Source organism: Blautia sp. LMAG:36, assembly GCF_008680535.1.
Lineage (GTDB): Bacteria > Bacillota > Clostridia > Lachnospirales > Lachnospiraceae > Blautia_A > Blautia_A fusiformis.
The window spans coordinates 277335-295000 of sequence record NZ_NALB01000004.1 but is presented as its reverse complement, the minus strand read 5'-3'; the positions used below and the strand labels follow the sequence as shown (position 1 = coordinate 295000).

Below are 17666 nucleotides of genomic sequence, written 5' to 3'. Positions count from 1 at the left end.
AGTCTTAACCTCTTTATCCGCCTTGGAAAGCAGCGCATTCTCAAGGTTAAAATAAAACTCCTCAAAAACATAACCGCCAACCTTCACATCATCCTTCTGGAAATAAGGCTTCTCCCCCTCAGTATCAACCGATTCCACAACACCACATGCAGAAGTCATATGACTCACACGGTCGATCAGGATCAGCTCACCAAGAGTCTTATTCCTCTTAAACTCATCCAGCACAACCTTATCAGAAAGACCGATTTTGCAAAGAGCGATCTCATTCTTCTCGATCGTATCCGCATGCAGATGCTCCCCGGTATTTACATCCGTCTTAAACTCAATACTCTTAACCACACCTGCGATCTTCTTGGTACCAAGCTTCACAAGATACTCCTTGCCCACTTCAAGCCTGGAATCATCCATCCAGAGAAGAGTAGCCTCGAAACCTTTAGCCACCGGAATCTCATTATTATTGGTAAGAACACAACCACGGCTGACATCCACTTCTTTATCCAGCTGAATCGTAACAGCCTGACCGGCAACAGCCTCTTCACGATCGTCACTGCCCACCAGGATCGTCTTAACAGCCGCTGTCTCGTTGCTTGGGAGCGTTGTGATGATATCGCCTACATGAACCCAGCCACTCTCGATCTGGCCCTGGAAACCGCGAAATTCATGGTTTGGACGGGAAACACGCTGAACAGGCAGATAAAACTCGCTGACATTCTCAGCCTCGGAAACATCCACAGTCTCAAGATGCTCCAGAAGAGCTTTGCCCGTATACCACGGCATATTCGGAGACTTCTTCGTTACGTTATCACCCTCTGTAGCACTGACAGGAATGATCACAACATCCTGAAGACCCAGAGTCTCAGAAAGCTCATTGATATCCTTTACGATCTCATTAAAACGACTCTCACTGTAATCAACAAGATCCATTTTGTTAACAGCAAATACAAAATGATGGATACCCATCAGAGCGCAGATACGTGCATGACGCCTTGTCTGGACCAGAACCCCCTGCTTCGCATCCACAAGAATAATGGAAAGCTGAGCAAAGGAAGCTCCAACCGCCATGTTCCTTGTATACTCCTCATGTCCGGGAGTATCCGCAACAATAAAGCTTCTTTTATCGGTTGTAAAATAACGATACGCAACATCAATGGTGATTCCCTGCTCACGTTCTGCCATCAGGCCATCCAGAAGAAGAGAATAATCAATGGCACCACCTCTGGAACCTACCTTGCTGTCCAGAAGAAGGGCTTTTTCCTGGTCCGCATATAAAAGCTTGGAATCATAAAGAATATGACCGATAAGTGTAGATTTTCCATCATCTACACTTCCGCAAGTGATAAATTTCAGTAATCCGCTCATCCTAGAAGTACCCCTCTCTCTTTCTTTTTTCCATACTTGCAGCTCCGCCGTCGGAATCAATAACACGTGTGGTTCTCTCAGATTCCACAGAGCTTAAGGTCTCGTCAATGATCTCGTCCAGTGTCTCCGCGTCAGACTCGATACCACCTGTCAGAGGATAGCATCCGAGAGTACGGAAACGGACCTTTTTCATCTGCGGCTCCTCACCCGGGTTCAGGCGCATTCTGTCGTCATCCACCATGATAATGTTGCCGTCTCTGTATACAACCGGACGCTCTTTTGCAAAATAAAGAGGAACGATCGGGATATTTTCTCTCTTAATGTACTGCCAGATATCCGTCTCAGTCCAGTTGGAAATCGGGAAAACACGGATGCTTTCGCCTTTATTGATCTCCGTATTATAAAGCTTCCACATCTCCGGACGCTGGTTCTTCGGATCCCAGGCCTGCTCTGCATTACGGAAGGAGAAGATACGCTCTTTTGCACGGCTTTTCTCCTCGTCACGACGACCGCCGCCAAAAGCAGCTGTGAAACCATATTTCTTAAGAGCCTGCTTCAGTGCTTGCGTTTTCATGATATCTGTATATGCGGAGCCGCTGTCAAAAGGATTGATACCCTGCTTCACACCATCCTGATTAATGTACTCAAGCATTTCGATTCCCAGATCCTTCGCGGTTTTGTCACGAAACTCTATCATCTCTTTAAATTTCCATGTTGTATTTACGTGAAGAAACGGAAATGGCGGTTTCTCCGGATAAAAAGCCTTCATTGCAAGATGAAGCATTACAGAACTGTCTTTTCCTATAGAATAAAGCATTACCGGCTTCTCGCACTCTGCTGCAACTTCACGGATGATATAAATTGCCTCTGCTTCCAGCTCATCCAAATGTGATAATCCACTCATATCTGATCTCATCCTCCTGTTCCGGCCGCCAGAACCGGCAGCACTTATCTTCTGGTCTAATATTTATTCGAATTCCGTCGATCCACATCGATCACGGATGTAGAACCGTCCGTTTTTGTAATGATCCAATGAAGAATATCCCCTTCGCTTTTTACATTCATGATACTTCCGTTCCCGCCGATATCCGCACCAAGGAAAAAGTCGATGGCACCGGCTTTACATTCCTTTACACAGGAAACGCAGCCCCAGCAGTTTTTCGGATATTTCATCACGGCTTTTTTATCTTCCATGACGATCAGGGTTCCCGGACATACTTCACTGCATTTTCTGCAGCCAACACATTTTTTCTGATCAATTCGTATGCTCATATGTGTCCTCCTTTACAATGTCGCGAAAAATCATCCTGATCTCGCCGTTTTCCAGTTTCGAATTTACATATTTATAAAATTTCTCATCTGTTTCCGGATGATCCAGATTTTCGTTAAAAGAATGCCATCTGGTCTCTTTGCGGTTTTTCAGATGAGCGATCAGTGAACGGCACACAATGAGACGCTCACGAAGTTCGTATGCAAACATCAGCTCATGCATATCTGCTGCCGCTGTTTTTTCGGCAAGAGCCTGAAGCTGAATGATTTTTTCATCTGCAAGAGCAAGCTGCTTCTCATTAAACTGATAATTAGAAGCAATTCCTCCCGCATATTCATCCATGACTTTCTGCATGGCTTCTTCCAGCTCTTCCACGGAAAATGCCGGTGCGTCTTCATTTCGGAACTTTTCGTACTGAGAAAGAATTTCCCCTTCCTGAACCTTAATCTCTGTCTCAGTCTGAATATCTGCTTCCTTCAGAGTTCCGGCCTTAAACTGTTTCACCATATCCAATGCTGCAAGCTTTCCTTCTGCAAGAGCTCCTGTTACATATTTCTGCGGACATCCACCTGCAACATCACCAGCTGCATATAGCCCCTTTACCGTGGTTTCACGGCCTGTATTTACCCAGTAGCCGCTGGCTGTATGACCGCCTACGATATACGGCTCTGTTCCCTGGATCTCCACATCCTGCTCGCTGGGGCTCTTTCCGCTTTCAATCCATTTCAGAGTCTGGCTCGGTGCCATGTTGAGATAAGCCTTCAGAAGATCTTCATCCTGTTCCTTCGTGATCCCTGTAGTCTTCAGGTAACACGGGCCGTGGCCAAGCTGATTTTCCCGAACTGTTCCGTAAACTCTCTCGCTTGTGGTCAGTCCGTATTTTGTCTCATAGATCTCGCCAGCTGCATTGATCTGTTTTGCGCTGACACCCTGTGCGATGGTTCCCGTAGGAGCAATGGTATCCTTGCAGCGAAGTGCGATAAAACGCATCTCAAAGGACGTCATCTCCGCACCTGCCAGGATTCCCATTGCATATCCGGCACCTGTGTTAAACGGCGGATACCACATCTTATGTCTGGAAAATCCCGGATTGTTCGGCTTATAAAGTCCGGCCGCTCCGCCTGTTGCAGCAAGAACTGCTTTTGCCCGGATAATGTATGCTGTTTCTTCCATAATAGAGAAGCCAACCGCTCCGTAAACCTGTCCATCTTTTACAAGAAGGTCTGTGATATTTACATAATTCAGAACGTCTACGTTCTCAGCTTTATGAACTGCATCAGCAAGAAGTGGTTTAAAATTTTCACCGTTGATCTTGATGTTACGGTTTCCTCTGGCTACATAATCACCATTTTCATCCTTCAGGATCACAAGCCCAAGCTTTTCCATCTTTGCAGTAACTTCGTTGAAATTCTCCGCTGCTGTAAGAAGAAGGTCCTGCCTTACGATCCCGGCGGCATCCTTTGTTGCATAATCTACATAATCCTGCGGCTTGCGGCCTTTTACAATGTAGGCATTGATTGCATTAACACCTGCTGCCAGACAGCCGCTTCGTCTGATATTTGCTTTTTCTGCGATCAGTACCCTGCCGGCTTTCTGTTCTGAGAGAACCAGCGCCGCATAGCAGCCTGCGGTACCTCCGCCTATGATCAGCACATCTGTTGTAATTTCCTTTGTGTTTAATCTGTTTTTCATACTCATCACTCTGTTATCTGAAGCTCATGTACAGTTACATTTTTCTCTTTATCTACGCCAAAAGCCTTCAACACCGGATTTTCTGCATCCATAAGGGAGAGGATCAGATATTCTATGTTCGGGTCAAATGCAAGTCGTTTATCTTCTTCGGAAGGCCTTGACGGAGACTCCGGATGAGAATGAAAGTTTCCGATCATCTGATATCCGTTCTGACGGATATCCTTGATCGCGCTCAGCTGTTCCTTCGGGTCCATGGAAAAGTGTTCGTTGCTTTCATCGATATTTGTCAGCAGATACACTTTCTCGATGGTTTTTACATCGCCCTCAATGGTCCCGCCCAGAAGGCCGCAGGACTCATTGGGAAGTCCTTTTCTGCAGTGGTCTAATATTTTCTCGTAATCTTCTTTTTTTAATTTCAGCATTTCTTCGCAGCCTCCAATGGGTTTCTATACTTATTTACAGTATCTGCACCAGCAGACACCTTTTCGTTTCTGTGATCAGTGTTTATTAATGCTTCAGTTCACACACAGCCTGCTCATAATCGATCAGTTCTGTGATCGTCGGATCATCGCCGCATACCGGGCAATGATGATTCTTCGGAAGCTTCACGGTACGGAATGTCATCTTCAGCGCATCGTAGGTAAGAAGTCTTCCTGTAAGAAGATCACCCTGTCCGATGATATACTTGATCGCTTCCATTGCCTGAAGGCTTCCGATCACGCCGCCCATGGCTCCGATCACGCCAGCCTGCTTACAGGTCGGTACGGCGTCCTTTGGTGGCGGGCTCTGGAATGCACATCTGTAGCATGGTCCCTGTCCCGGGACGTAGGTCATCAGCTGTCCCTGGAAACGGATGATCCCTGCATGTGAAAACGGTTTCTCAGCCATTACACAGGCATCGTTGATCAGGAATTTTGCAGGAAAATTGTCTGTTCCGTCAAGAATGAAATCGTAATCTTTGATCAGATCCATGATGTTGGTGGAATCTACAAAGGTATGATATGTATTTACAGTAACGTCCGGGTTGATTGCTTTCATGGTCTCAGCCGCAGACTCTACCTTCAGTTTACCGACATCTGCAGTTGTGTGGATGACCTGTCGCTGAAGATTGGAAAGATCTACCTCATCTGCATCCGCGATCCCGATGGTTCCCACACCTGCTGCTGCAAGGTAAAGGGCTGCCGGTGCTCCAAGTCCGCCGGCTCCGATGATCAGAACCTTGGCATTCAGAAGCTTTTTCTGACCTTTTACTCCAACCTCTTTCAGGATGATATGGCGGGAGTACCGCTCAAGCTGCTCATTTGTAAAAGCCATTATCTTGCGCCTCCTCCCATGTAGTACAGGAACTCAACAACGTCGCCGTCCTTTACCTCTGTTTCCGGAACGTCTGCCTTGCTGATGAATTCATCGTTGATAGTTACGGTTACATACTCAGGACTTTCAATATCCTCTTTTTCAATAAGCTCTGTAAGCTTCAGTCCGTCTTCGTACTCTTTTTTATTTCCTGCAACTGTGATTGTCATTTCTCTGTTCTCCTATTCCTCAACTTTTCTTACGATCAGTGTATAAGTTCCGTCTTCGTTGTCCTCGAGCTTCAGGATCTGATGTCCTTCTTCCTTCACGCTTCTCGGCACATTCTGTACCGGCTCGCCATCGTTCATTTTGATCGCCAGGATCTGTCCGTCATCCAGCTCCTCAAGTGCTACCTTTGCTTTTACAAAGGTTACCGGGCAGACCACATCGGTAATATCTACGGTATCATCAATCTTAATATCAGCCATTGTATGCTCCTTTCAAAACTTCCTGAAGTTTTTCAGCGCCTACCCGGTCGATGGTAAATTTAAAACGCTCTCCCGGATTTGCATGATCATCAAAGAACTGGATCGCTGCATCGGTCACTCTGAAAAGCTGCTCCTCAGAGGTGATCAGCGGAAGGAATTCCTGTCCCTTGCTGATGTGATTTCCAAACGTTCCGCCAAAGGAAACGATATATGCTTCGTTTACATCCCATGCATCTACCGGACAGGATTTTGCACATCTGCCGCAGTAGTTACATTTCTCTGTGTCGATCACCAGCTTGTCATCTTTAAAGGAGATGGCGTTTTCTCTGCAGGCTTTTTCGCAGACACCACAGTGGATACATGCATCCTCTTTCCAGCTGACCTCAGCCGCTCCCTTGATCCCTACATCATTCTCCTCTGCCTTCAGACAGTTGTTCTGGCATCCGGTAACACCGAATTTAAATTTATGAGGAAGCTCTCTTCCGAAATATCTTTCATTTAATTTCACTGCAATGTCATAGCTGTTGATATTTCCGCTTGGACAGACAGCGTTGCCCTGGCAGGCTGTAACTGTACGGACTCTCGGTCCGCAGACACCAGGCTTGCATCCGCCTTTTGCAAGATCATCCTTTACATCATCAATATCATCTAATTTAATGAACGGGATCTCAACTCCCTGTCTGGAAGTAAGATGTACATATCCGTCACCGTATTTCTCAGCTACCTCTGCGATCTTCTTAAGGTTTTCTGCGGTAAATGTACCGCCTACACAGGCAAGACGAAGAGAAAAATTATTTTTCTGCTTCTGTCTCATGAAACCACCTTTTTTTAATGTAGCGTAATCTACTTTTGCCATAACGAACTCTCCATTTCTCTGCTGGTGCAGCTCTTAGATTTTATCGGTTATTTTCTATCGCTTGTTTGAAATCTTCTTTTAAATCTTCAATATCTTCAATTCCCACACTGATACGGATCAGATCCTCGAATACTCCGGACTGCAGCTTCTCTTCGTCGGAGATGTGTGCCGCGATGGTGGATTCCGGATGGATCACCAGGGTCTTCGTATCTCCGATATTGGAGATGATCAGCGGGATCTTCAATGAATTAATAATGGAAAAAGCCTTCTCCTTGCTTCCGGTTCTTACGGTTACGATAGCTCCGTAGCCATTCCTGAACTGCTTTTCCGCAATTTCGTGATAAGGGCTTTCTTCCAGTCCCGGATAATTTACTTCAATGTCACCACCCAGGCCCTGTAAAAATCTCGCAAGCTCCAGTGCATTATCACACTGTCTCTGCATTCGAAGTCCCAGGGTTTCCAGTCCCAGGTTATTAAGGAAAGCATTCTGCGGAGCAAGACACGCGCCAGTGTTCCGGAAAAGTCCGTTTCTAAGCTTGGCGATATATGCAAATGGTCCGAATTTCCGGTATGGAGCAAGTCCCGGATATCGGTCAGGGTCCCATTTCAGACCCTTACCACAGACAAGAATACCGCTGATGGCATCGCTGCTTCCATTGATATATTTGGAAGAGGAATGAACCACTATGTCAGCTCCAAGCTTCAGTGGCTGGATCAGATACGGGGTTGCCACCGTGTTGTCTACGATCAGCGGTACGTCATGCTTATGTGCCACTTCCGCAACTGCCTGGATATCGGTAACATCCAGCTTGGGGTTGCCAATGGTCTCCGCAAAAACAAGTCGCGTCTTCTCTGTGATCTCTGCCTCAAAAGCTTCCGGCTTATTCTCTTTCACATATTTTACGGAAATCCCGAAAGGCTTCAGATCATCGAACAGTTCCACGGTTCCGCCGTACAGTCCGCAGGCTGCCACGATCTCGTCTCCCGCCTGAAGAATGTTCAGAAACGCATTGGTCAGCGCTGCCATTCCGGATGCACAGGCCACACTGCCGATCCCATCCTCCAGCATGGTCACTCGCTTCTCAAAGGACTCTACCGTAGGATTGTTGATCCTTGTATAGGAGAAGCCCATTTTTTTATTGTCAAAAATTTTCTCCAGGTCTTCCGCGCTGTCATGTCGGAATGCGCTGCTCTGATAGATTGGAACCTGTGTTGCACCCTGTGGATATTTCTCGTTGGTGCCGTGGAGCAGCCCTGTATTAAAGCCGTATTCGTTCATAGCCTCTTCCCTTTCTTTTGTTGACACTTATATTAACCTACTATTCATAGTATGTCAATAGGAAAACGGGATTAAATGTATTTTTTTGTGTACACAACTATACGACAGCATGATACAATTATAACAGTTACGATAATTACAGCACCAAAAGAAAGATTCCCGCAGGCATACAAACCTACATTAAGAACAGGAGGTGATCCCTATCAATATAAACCCGAAGCTCCGGAATATTTTTCACTCTTTATTCAGTCCCACCCTTGATTTCCGCGTCCGGCTGTTCAACATCCTCGCCTTGGGAGGTACTGTGATTAGCCTGATCATGGCCTTTCTCAGTCTCGGGACCGGTTCCTGGGGAAATGTACTGATCAATTTTGCGCTGGTTGCAATCTCCGGAGGGCTTTTTCTTTATTCCTATTACAGTGGAAAATATCAGCGCTGCTACCTGATCACCATTGTCGTGATCTTTCTGCTCGTTTTTCCGGTGATGTTTTTTACCAGCGGCGGTTATCGTGGCGGCATGCCGGCATTCTTTGTGTTTGCTATTATTTTTACCGTGCTGATGCTGGAAAAAAGACGCGCTCTGATCGTTTCCCTGCTGGAGATCCTCCTTTATATGGGACTGTGTCTGGTTGCATACCATTTCCCGGACACTGTAACTCCTTTTGCCACGGAAGCAGACCGGCTGGCAGATATCCTTCTGGCGTTTGTCTCTGTAAGTATTGTCTGCGGCAGTGTTCTCTATTTTCATCTGAAGGAATATAACCAGCAGCAGCTCCTTCTGGAGGAACAGAATCTGCGACTGCGCTCCCTTGATAATGCCAAATCCACCTTCCTGACCACCGTTGCCCATGAGATTAAAAATCCTCTGAGTTCCATTTCCCTCCACGCGCGGGACACCTCCGAGCTCCTTGAGGAAGAGCCTCTGGATTTCTCTCTTATGCAGGAAAATCTCCGCACCATTGAACAGTCGGTAATGCGGATCGACCGGATCGTGCTGGATCTGATGGATACGGTTTCCATTGAGCAGGGACGGCTTGCCCTTTCCCTTGTCTCATCAGATCTGTCCGGTCTTTTGTATTCTGTAAAAAAAGACTACTGCAGTCATCCAAGCTCAAAGAACAATCAGCTGGTCCTTACGACACAATCCGGACTCCCGGAAATCTCTGCTGATCCGGAACGGCTGATCCAGGTTGTCACCAATCTGATCTCCAATGCAGAGCGTCACACCCAAAACGGAACCATCACCATTTCGCTTACCGGCGAACCGGGCTGGCAGACCATCTGCGTCTCCGACACCGGAACCGGCATGTCAGAAGAAATGCGAAAAAACGCACTCAAGGGTTATGTTTCCGCTGATAAGGATTACTGGCGGCACGGCATAGGCCTCTATGTCTGTCATCAGATCATCACTGCCCATGGCGGCAAAATATGGCTGAAAAGTAAAGAAGGCGAGGGAACTCAGGTGTTCTTCTCACTTCCGGAGGAGGAATCATAAATGAATGAAAAGAAATCACTTATCCTTATGGTCGAGGATGAAGAACAGGTGCTGAATACCAACTGCCGGATGCTGCGGCGCCGTGGCTACGATGTCCACACTGCACAGACAGCCGCCGAAGCCTGTCATCAGCTTGAAAAACAGCTGCCGGATCTTCTTATCCTGGACATTATGCTTCCAGACGGAAACGGTCTGGATATCTGCCGCCGCTTCCGCGAAAAAACCATGAATCCGGTTCTTTTTCTCACCGGAAAAAGTGATATCCGGGATCGGGTAGAAGGACTTCAGCAGGGAGGCGACTATTATCTCACCAAACCTTATAATTTCGATGAATTTCTGGCCGTGATCCAGATGCTTCTGGAACGCCAGAAACGAATGGAAGAAAAAATAAAAGAAAAATTTCAGTCCTCCCGTCAGATCACCATCGGCAGCCTGCGGCTGGATCTTTCGGACGGCCATGCATATCTCAATAATGCCGACATAGGCCTTACCCGGACCGAATTCTCTCTGCTGCGTCTCCTTGCAGAAAACCAGGAGAAGATTTTTTCTGCAAAGGAGCTCTACGAAGCGGTATGGGGCAGCTGTGCAGGAACAGATACCAGCACGGTACGACGGCATATCTTTAACCTCCGGACCAAGATCGGTGCCGAAGATACCGATGAGTATGACATTGTCTCGGTTTATGGGAAGGGATATCTTTTTACCTGCCGGTAAGCCGGTCTTTTCACGATCGGATAGCATATTTCCAGACCTGTACGCAGCTTTCCGTAAATGTCTCTTTTTCTTCACATTTCCGGATATCGGGATCTGTCTGTTACAATGTACTTAACAGACAGATCTTTTTTATTTGTAAAAATTTATGATCAAAGAATAGTAAGCAGCTAACTGCTGCGCAATTTATCAGGAGGTGCCTATGCATAAAAAAATCTTAGTTCTTTTAACAGGCGCGATTGCTCTTTCCATATCTGCAGTCCCGGTCCTCGCTTCTGACCCTCCAACCGATGACGGTCAGTACATCTGGCAGGATGAAAACGGAGATTACTGGTACCGCAATGGTTCCGAGGATGAATATATCGGGGAAGGTAATTATACCCCTGACCCGGATTCCGGTGAACTGATGGAAGGCAACGATGCCGGCTGGACCGAACAGGACGGTTATTTTGAGCCTCATTATTATTATGAGGACGGCAGTGTGTGGCTGGAAGATGCCACCGGAACCACATATATTGGCTCCAGAGATAAATATTATATTGATGACTACGGCAATCTTCAGGAATATTCCGATTCTGAAACTGATTCCTCCTCCGGAGATTCTTCAGAAGAATCCTCCGATACCAGTGGAAACTCCTCCTCGCAGGATTCCGATTCTTCATACCCAAATTCCTCTTCCGATACAAACACGGAAGATTCCTCCGAATCGGAAAAGCGCGGCGAGCTTCATATGCGGGTTGGATTCCCTGCCGATGATACGATCAGAGAATCCATGCCCGAAAAAGAAGGTTATTTCGAGCAGCGTTCCGTAAATGGCGGAAAAAGCACTGCCTTTGTTTTAAAAGTACCGAATTCCTCTCTGGAGGATTCTTCCCTGAAGGGTTTTCTGGCAGAATACTATCCGGTAAAGGGTGAGATCATCACCAAAAAGGATCTTACCTTTGAATCTTATCCTGCCACGAAATATCAATACTTAACCGAAGTCAACGAAGAAGAAAAAAATGTAGATGCTCTTGTATGCCAGACTGACGATTATACATTCGGACTTTTTGTCCTGACTCCGTCAGACACCTATGATAAGGCCGCCGAAAAGGAAGCCACAGAGCTGATCAAATCCATAGATTTCGTTTACGCAGAGCGTGTGGATATGGCCATGACGGATTACTTCCAGGTCCTCACTCCGGAGCGCTGGAAATATCTCTGCCGTTATGAAACAACCGAAACCGAAAATGGTGGATATAAACTGACTTATTACAATGAGGATGTTCCTGTACTGACTCTGGAAGCCAGATATTACGATGGAGAAGACCAGCCTCTGGACAGTGTATGGCAGGGCTATCTCGGCCGTATCGAAACCGTCGACGGCAAAAAATACGATCTTCTGTCCACCATCAGCCAGTACTCCAAGGACGCCTCTGATGAATGGAAGGAAATGTATGACACTTATCTGGATGTCATAAACGGGATCCGTATAATGGACGGCTGTTCCCTGACCGAAGGAAGCCATGCCTGATCCCTTGTGATTCACAATATTTACATAAAAGAAGCTGCAGACTCTGTTTTTTCACTGTTCTGCAGCTTCTTTGTGTTATTGTGTCCAACTATATCTTCTGCTGTCTATCCTTCGTAAATCTGATCAAAAATCCCTCCATCTGAGAAATGTGTTTCCTGTGCCTTTTTCCATCCGCCGAAATCATCAATGGTGACAAGATTGATGTCCAGGTCAAACACATCGGAGTATTCCTTCAGAATATCCTGGTTTGACGGACGGTAATAATTATCACCGGCGATCCGCTGTGCTTCATCGGAATAGAGATAATTCAGATATTCCTCTGCCACATCTCTGGTGCCTCTTTTGTCTACGACTTTATCGACTACTGCTACAGATGGCTGTGCAAGGATGCTGATGCTTGGTGTTACGATCTCGTAGTCGTCCGGATAATCCTTTACGGAAAGATAGGCTTCATTTTCCCAGGCGATCAGTACATCACCCTGTCCGTTTTCCACGAAAGAGGTCGTTGCGCCTCTGGCTCCGGTGTCCAGGACAAGTACGTTTTTGTAAAGGTCTCCGATGAATTCTTTAATTTTGTCCTCGTCTCCGTTATATTTATCTTTTGCATAGGCCCAGGCTGCCAGATAGTTCCATCTTGCTCCGCCGGAGGTTTTCGGGTTTGGTGTGATCACACCTACGTCTTTCTTTACCAGATCGTCCCAGTCTTTGATGTTCTTCGGATTTCCTTTTCTCACAAGAAATACAATAGTCGAAGTATAGGGAGCGCTGTCCTCCGGAAATTCGTCCACCCATCCGTCATCGATGAGTCCTGCATCCTGGATCGCATCTACATCATACTCCAGTGCCAGTGTTACCACATCTGCTTCCAGTCCGTTGGCAACCTCAAGTGCCTGCTTGCCGGAACCACCATGGGACTGTGTGATCTCCACATCCTGGCCGGTTTTTTCCTTCCAGTGTTCCTGGAAGCTCTTGTTGTACTGCTCGTAAAGCTCTCTGGTCGGATCATAAGATACATTGGTGATGCTGACACTGTCCGCCGCATAGGTGGTTACGCCTGTAAGGCTTCCAATTGTTGCTATTGCTGCAAAAGCTGCTACTGCTGATTTCCATCTTCTTTTCATAATACTTACCTCCTGTGTTTTGCCTCGTGTTTTGTTGTTGGGGCTATTATAAACATGAGTAAGTACATATGAAAACTATTAGATTGGAAACCGTTTTCAGGAGTTTTCAAAATCAGGGATATTTTGGCGGATTTTACAGGTTTTTATGTCTAATTTTTAGCTGTTATCCATAGATTTCGCACTCTTTTTTGCATATTCTTCATCACCGTTGAAAGATTTTGTGAAAACGCAATCAACCTTGTGAATTCAGCTCTTCCAGGAGTTTTTTGCGGTAAGCTTCATCTTTGACAGCACGTTTGAGATCTTCTTTGGTCAGTTCTTCTCCATGCAGCTGCTTTTCTTTCATTCTGACAAAAACCTCATCTGCATTTTTCTCTTTAAGATAAACCGGGTTATATCCATTTTATCAGACCCGGACTGAAAAATCACTCTTGTTCTGACGACAAATTCTTCCAGCACTGTCCTCTGTTTGCTAAAAATCTTTCTGCATTCATTCTTCCGAAACAGTTATCCACACTCACCCTGAAAAATCGCTCTTTCGGGCGAATGGTTTTCCACATATTCCACAGAAGTTATCCTCGGTAGTCTGTGTGATCCTCTTTCGCCGCCTTCATCTCACAGATAAATATAATCATTCATCACCGGCTGCAGGCCGTGGTCTTTCAGGGCGTTGAAAACTTCGTCCACAGACCTTCCGTCGGAAATCTCAAACTGATCATCACCTTTATCCTCAATATCATCCACATGGCTTCCGATTCCGGTGCTGACACCTGCAGAGATCTTGGTTGCTGCGATATTCACCAGATTGTCACGGACACGCTCACACTCTCTGGTGGATACAGTAATACTTGCAAACGGCATAAACAGACGATATGCACAGACTACCTGCAAAAGCTGCGGTTCGTGTACATCCTTCGGGTTGATCCTGTCGTTGTTGATGATCGGACGAAGTCTCGGGCAGGAAAAAGCGATCTCTGCGTGTGGATATTTTCTCTGCAGAAGATATGCATGATATCCCGTTGCAAAAGCATCCTTGCGGAAATCATCCAGTCCCAGAAGTGCCGCAAAACCAACACCTCGCATGCCGCCTTTTAACGCACGCTCCTGTGTATTTAACCTGTATGGAAAAATCCTCTTGTGGCCTGCCAGATGCAGAGTTTCGTATTTATCAGAATTATATGTCTCCTGGAAAACTGTCACATAATCTGCGCCACATTTGTGAAGATATGCGTACTCATCAGAGTTCATCGGATACACCTCAAGACCGACTACCTTGAAATATTTCCGGGCGATCTCACAGGCCTTTCCGATATATTCCACATTAGATTTCGTTTTGCTCTCTCCGGTAAGGATCAAAATCTCCTGGAGTCCGGTTTCTGCAATAGCTGCCATCTCTTTCTCGATCTCATCTGCATTCAGCTGTGCGCGGCGGATCTTGTTGTGGCAGTTAAATCCACAGTAAATACAGTAGTTCTCACAGTAGTTTGCAATGTAGATCGGTGTAAACATGCAGATACTGTTCCCAAAATGTTTCCTTGTTTCGATCCGTGCAGCCTGTGCGATTTCTTCCAGAAGAGGCAGCGCTGCCGGTGAAAGCAGTGCTTTAAAATCCTCCGGTGTGCGGTTGTCATGAGCAAGCGCTCTCCGTACATCCGCTTCTGTGTACTTATCATAATCATATGCGTTCATTGCGGAAATAACCTGATCCATTACATCAGATTCTTCCAGCTGTTCCATATCCGGAAGGTACTTCATGTGATCGATACGGTTCTTTTTCATATCTTCCAGAATTTCTTCATTTACGATACTTTCATTAAAATGGCCGTCCTGCTGACTGGCCTGTACTGTTTCTGCCATTGTTGTTGTGTCGCTCCTCTCGTACTTTTATTATTTTCAAATTTGTAATATTTCAGTATCTGTTTTTAGCCATTCGTTTTCTTTTCTGCTCTGGTTGATCTGCATCAAGTGAATATTCGCAATCCGCTTTCGCTACACAGATTTCCCCTTAATAACCGTATATTTCCGAGTCTTTCAATATACTGTCATTATTTTACTCATGCAAAAATCCGGTCAGTGGTGAGGATGCACTTGCACCTCTCTCCAGAGTTCTTCCCATACCGGAAAGATATGCACTTCTTCCTGCCTCAATAGCTTTCTTAAAGGCTTCCGCCATAACACGGACGTCTCCTGCAGTTGCAATGGCTGTATTTGCCATAACTGCTGCAGCACCCATTTCCATAGCCTCACATGCCTGTGACGGGCGGCCGATTCCTGCGTCCACGATGATCGGAAGGTCGATCTCGTCGATAAGGATCTGAATGAATTCTTTTGTACAGATTCCTTTGTTGGAACCGATTGGAGAGCCAAGCGGCATTACACAGGCAGCTCCTGCATTCACCAGATCTCTAGCTGCATTCAGATCCGGATACATGTATGGCATAACTACAAAGCCCTCTTTTGCAAGGATCTCTGTTGCCTTGATGGTCTCATAGTTATCCGGAAGAAGATATTTGGAATCATGGATAACTTCGATCTTTACAAAATCTCCACAGCCAAGCTCGCGGGAAAGTCTTGCAATACGGACTGCTTCCTCTGCATTTCTGGCTCCTGATGTATTCGGAAGAAGAGTAACATCCTTCGGCACATAGTCAAGAATATTGGCAAGCCCACCCTCATTTGCACGACGCAGGGCAAGTGTTACGATCTGAGTTCCTGCTTTTTCAATACATGCTTTTACAAGCTCCAGGGAAAATTTTCCGGAACCAAGGATAAAACGGGAAGTAAACTCATGGCCTCCCAAGATCAGTTTGTCTTCATTTGTGTTTGCTGTTGTCATTTTTTATGTCCACCTTTCTTTATGTCTGTTTGCAGAAAATATTTCCACCGATTTATAACCAGCGCCTTCTTCTGCCAGATCATTCTTCATCTGCATTTTTTCAGTAACTTATCTGTCAGTTACTGCCGTGGTATATATACCTAATTTTATCTCTATAGCGACATCAGCAGCTTCCGCCGCCCATAAACTGCAGAATCTCCACAACATCGCCATCTTTCAGTACTGTTGTATCATAAGTGTCTCTCTTAATGATCTCTTCATTCAGCTCTACTACAACCTGCACCGGAACATAGTTACATGCTTCCAGATATTCTGTTACTGTCACCGGCTTTTCCAATGTTCTGCTTTCACCATTTACTGTGATCATGATCTCTCCTTTCCGGAAACTTCAAAAGCTATTCGTCAATAAAAAAGAGTTCACAAAGAAATACACCCGCGGTGGTGCACCCCTTCATGAACTCAGTTCACTCTCAAATTTCCCAATATTCAATTGTCGATACCGGGGTTAAAAGCATTCGCTCTTGATCCCTTCCCTGTAAATCCTGATCTTACGTATTCAATCGGATAAAAACATCTGCATCCAATAAAAAAGGAGATACACCAAAGTATCTCCCGTAAATCCATCTTATACGTTCCTACGTTGGCATTATCCAAATCAGGTATAAGGGTCGAAGTTGAAGACTTCCTCTCAGCCTGCCATCACAAGCTCCCCTGTTATTTACATGAGTTAGTATAAAACGATTTCTAATCAATGTCAAGTCGGAAAGATTTAAGCTACCTTTCACCTTTCACTGTCTGATTTGCAAGACAGAATTCTTATAATTCAGGAATCACTGTCGTCCATAGATGATTTCCTATTTTCTGGAAATCCCCCTCCAGTGACATCACAGTTACTACTACATCTTTATCCGGAAATGCCAGGCAGAACTGACCATAATTTCCATCGGATCGATAGGAACCGGCTTCCGGATTCATTACAAACTGATATCCATATCCAAAACCGGAATATAGATTTCCCGGACTTCCTGCCACTGAATTATCCACCAGATTGGACGTTGCCATCTTCATGTACGACTCTGGCACCAGCTGTTTTCCATTATAATTTCCCTTGTGAAGAATCATCTGTCCATACCGGGTAAACTCATCAATATTCACATAAAGTCCATTAGCCGCATGCACATGCCCTTTCGGACACAAAGTCCAGTCTGGATTTCCAATTCCAAGCGGCTCAAAAAAGCGATTTCTCAAATATTCCAGAAGATTAACTCCCGCACGTTTTTCAATCGCACAGCTGATCATATAAGTATTAAAATTACTGTACAGCCATTCTGTTCCCGGTTTTTTTATCACTTTCGCATTCTCGAAGAAATATCGGATCCAGTCCGGAGTTGTGTAACGCTCCGGCCAGTCACAGAAAAACAGAGAGCTTTCCAAACCTGTAGTCATTGTCAGCATATTTTCCAGCGTTACATCCCCCAGATATCCTTCCGGATTCTCCGGTGCATACTCTGGAAAAATATCCACAATCTTCTCATCAAGTCGAATCAGCCCTTCATCAAGTGCGATTCCTGCCGCACAGGACACAACACCCTTGCAGGCAGACCAGGTGTTAAGGCGTGTCTTGACCGGCATTCTTTTATATTCTGCCGTTAACTGTCCTTCACGCCATATCTGCGCATACATAACATTGAGATTTTCTTTTAAAGTTTTGATAGCAAATTCATTGATCAGGTTCTGGTCTTTATTCATAAAC

The 17666-nt window shown here is 45.7% G+C and carries 18 protein-coding genes and 1 riboswitch (1 of these 19 only partly in view); of the genes, 3 read left to right on the top strand and 15 right to left on the bottom strand.

Annotated elements, in window-relative coordinates:
* From CCC17_RS05635 to CCC17_RS05590, 10 genes are all read right to left on the bottom strand, one after another.
* Positions 1-1359 carry the 5' portion of a sulfate adenylyltransferase subunit 1 gene (locus tag CCC17_RS05635; protein ID WP_287082686.1) on the bottom strand. The gene continues 327 nt to the left of window position 1, outside the view, so 1359 of the gene's 1686 nt are visible here — the first part of the coding sequence; the start codon lies at positions 1357-1359; its stop codon lies off the left edge, out of view.
* A 1-nt stretch (position 1360) separates the two neighbouring features.
* A complete protein-coding gene (gene cysD / locus CCC17_RS05630; RefSeq protein WP_015526618.1) occupies positions 1361-2263 on the bottom strand; it encodes a sulfate adenylyltransferase subunit CysD in 903 nt (300 codons plus the stop codon).
* A 56-nt stretch (positions 2264-2319) separates the two neighbouring features.
* Positions 2320-2631, bottom strand: a complete 312-nt coding sequence (locus CCC17_RS05625) for a 4Fe-4S dicluster domain-containing protein (protein ID WP_015526617.1) — start codon at positions 2629-2631, stop codon at positions 2320-2322.
* Positions 2615-4321, bottom strand: a complete 1707-nt coding sequence (locus CCC17_RS05620) for an adenylyl-sulfate reductase subunit alpha (protein ID WP_330383056.1) — start codon at positions 4319-4321, stop codon at positions 2615-2617. The genes CCC17_RS05625 and CCC17_RS05620 overlap by 17 nt, the downstream gene beginning before the upstream one ends.
* Before the next feature lie 5 nt (positions 4322-4326).
* Positions 4327-4743 (bottom strand): M67 family metallopeptidase, encoded by a 417-nt coding sequence (locus CCC17_RS05615; RefSeq protein ID WP_022426720.1) that lies wholly within the window; start codon positions 4741-4743, stop codon positions 4327-4329.
* Positions 4744-4828: 85 nt separating this feature from the next.
* Complete coding sequence (gene thiF, locus CCC17_RS05610) at positions 4829-5635, bottom strand: thiazole biosynthesis adenylyltransferase ThiF (protein ID WP_287082684.1); 807 nt, start codon at positions 5633-5635, stop codon at positions 4829-4831.
* Positions 5635-5844, bottom strand: a complete 210-nt coding sequence (gene thiS / locus CCC17_RS05605; RefSeq protein ID WP_021650460.1) for a sulfur carrier protein ThiS — start codon at positions 5842-5844, stop codon at positions 5635-5637. Before thiS (CCC17_RS05605) ends, thiF begins: the two co-directional genes overlap by 1 nt.
* Before the next feature lie 12 nt (positions 5845-5856).
* A complete protein-coding gene (locus CCC17_RS05600; RefSeq protein ID WP_015526613.1) occupies positions 5857-6102 on the bottom strand; it encodes a sulfurtransferase TusA family protein in 246 nt (81 codons plus the stop codon).
* Positions 6095-6958, bottom strand: coding sequence for a 4Fe-4S binding protein (locus tag CCC17_RS05595; protein WP_287082682.1), 864 nt, complete (start codon positions 6956-6958; stop codon positions 6095-6097). Before CCC17_RS05595 ends, CCC17_RS05600 begins: the two co-directional genes overlap by 8 nt.
* 40 nt (positions 6959-6998) lie before the next feature.
* Entirely contained in the window at positions 6999-8237 is a 1239-nt protein-coding gene (locus tag CCC17_RS05590) for an O-acetylhomoserine aminocarboxypropyltransferase/cysteine synthase family protein (protein WP_022426722.1), read from the bottom strand.
* Positions 8238-8541: 304 nt separating this feature from the next.
* Between CCC17_RS05590 and CCC17_RS05585 the strand changes: the two genes are divergently transcribed.
* From CCC17_RS05585 to CCC17_RS05575, 3 genes are all read left to right on the top strand, one after another.
* The gene (locus CCC17_RS05585; RefSeq protein WP_227574303.1) at positions 8542-9732 is read left to right on the top strand and encodes a sensor histidine kinase; all 1191 of its coding nucleotides are present in this window, start codon (positions 8542-8544) and stop codon (positions 9730-9732) included.
* Positions 9733-10446: a response regulator transcription factor gene (locus CCC17_RS05580; protein WP_287082681.1), complete on the top strand. Its 714-nt coding sequence runs from the start codon at positions 9733-9735 to the stop codon at positions 10444-10446.
* 199 nt (positions 10447-10645) lie between these two features.
* Positions 10646-11956 (top strand): hypothetical protein, encoded by a 1311-nt coding sequence (locus CCC17_RS05575; RefSeq protein ID WP_287082680.1) that lies wholly within the window; start codon positions 10646-10648, stop codon positions 11954-11956.
* 104 nt (positions 11957-12060) lie between these two features.
* Here the strand turns inward: CCC17_RS05575 and CCC17_RS05570 are convergent, their stop codons facing one another.
* The 5 genes from CCC17_RS05570 to CCC17_RS05550 form a co-directional block, all read right to left on the bottom strand.
* Positions 12061-13077, bottom strand: coding sequence for a sulfate ABC transporter substrate-binding protein (locus CCC17_RS05570; protein WP_173759528.1), 1017 nt, complete (start codon positions 13075-13077; stop codon positions 12061-12063).
* A 615-nt stretch (positions 13078-13692) separates the two neighbouring features.
* On the bottom strand, positions 13693-14934 hold the full coding sequence (gene thiH / locus CCC17_RS05565; protein ID WP_118515990.1) for a 2-iminoacetate synthase ThiH: 1242 nt from the start codon (positions 14932-14934) through the stop codon (positions 13693-13695).
* A gap of 193 nt (positions 14935-15127) precedes the next feature.
* A complete protein-coding gene (locus CCC17_RS05560) occupies positions 15128-15913 on the bottom strand; it encodes a thiazole synthase (protein WP_015526604.1) in 786 nt (261 codons plus the stop codon).
* Positions 15914-16076: 163 nt separating this feature from the next.
* Positions 16077-16280, bottom strand: a complete 204-nt coding sequence (gene thiS / locus CCC17_RS05555; protein WP_015526603.1) for a sulfur carrier protein ThiS — start codon at positions 16278-16280, stop codon at positions 16077-16079.
* 248 nt (positions 16281-16528) lie between these two features.
* Positions 16529-16636: riboswitch (TPP riboswitch) on the bottom strand.
* 93 nt (positions 16637-16729) lie between these two features.
* The gene (locus tag CCC17_RS05550) at positions 16730-17662 is read right to left on the bottom strand and encodes a serine hydrolase domain-containing protein (protein ID WP_015526600.1); all 933 of its coding nucleotides are present in this window, start codon (positions 17660-17662) and stop codon (positions 16730-16732) included.
* Between the last annotated feature and the right edge of the window lie 4 nt (positions 17663-17666).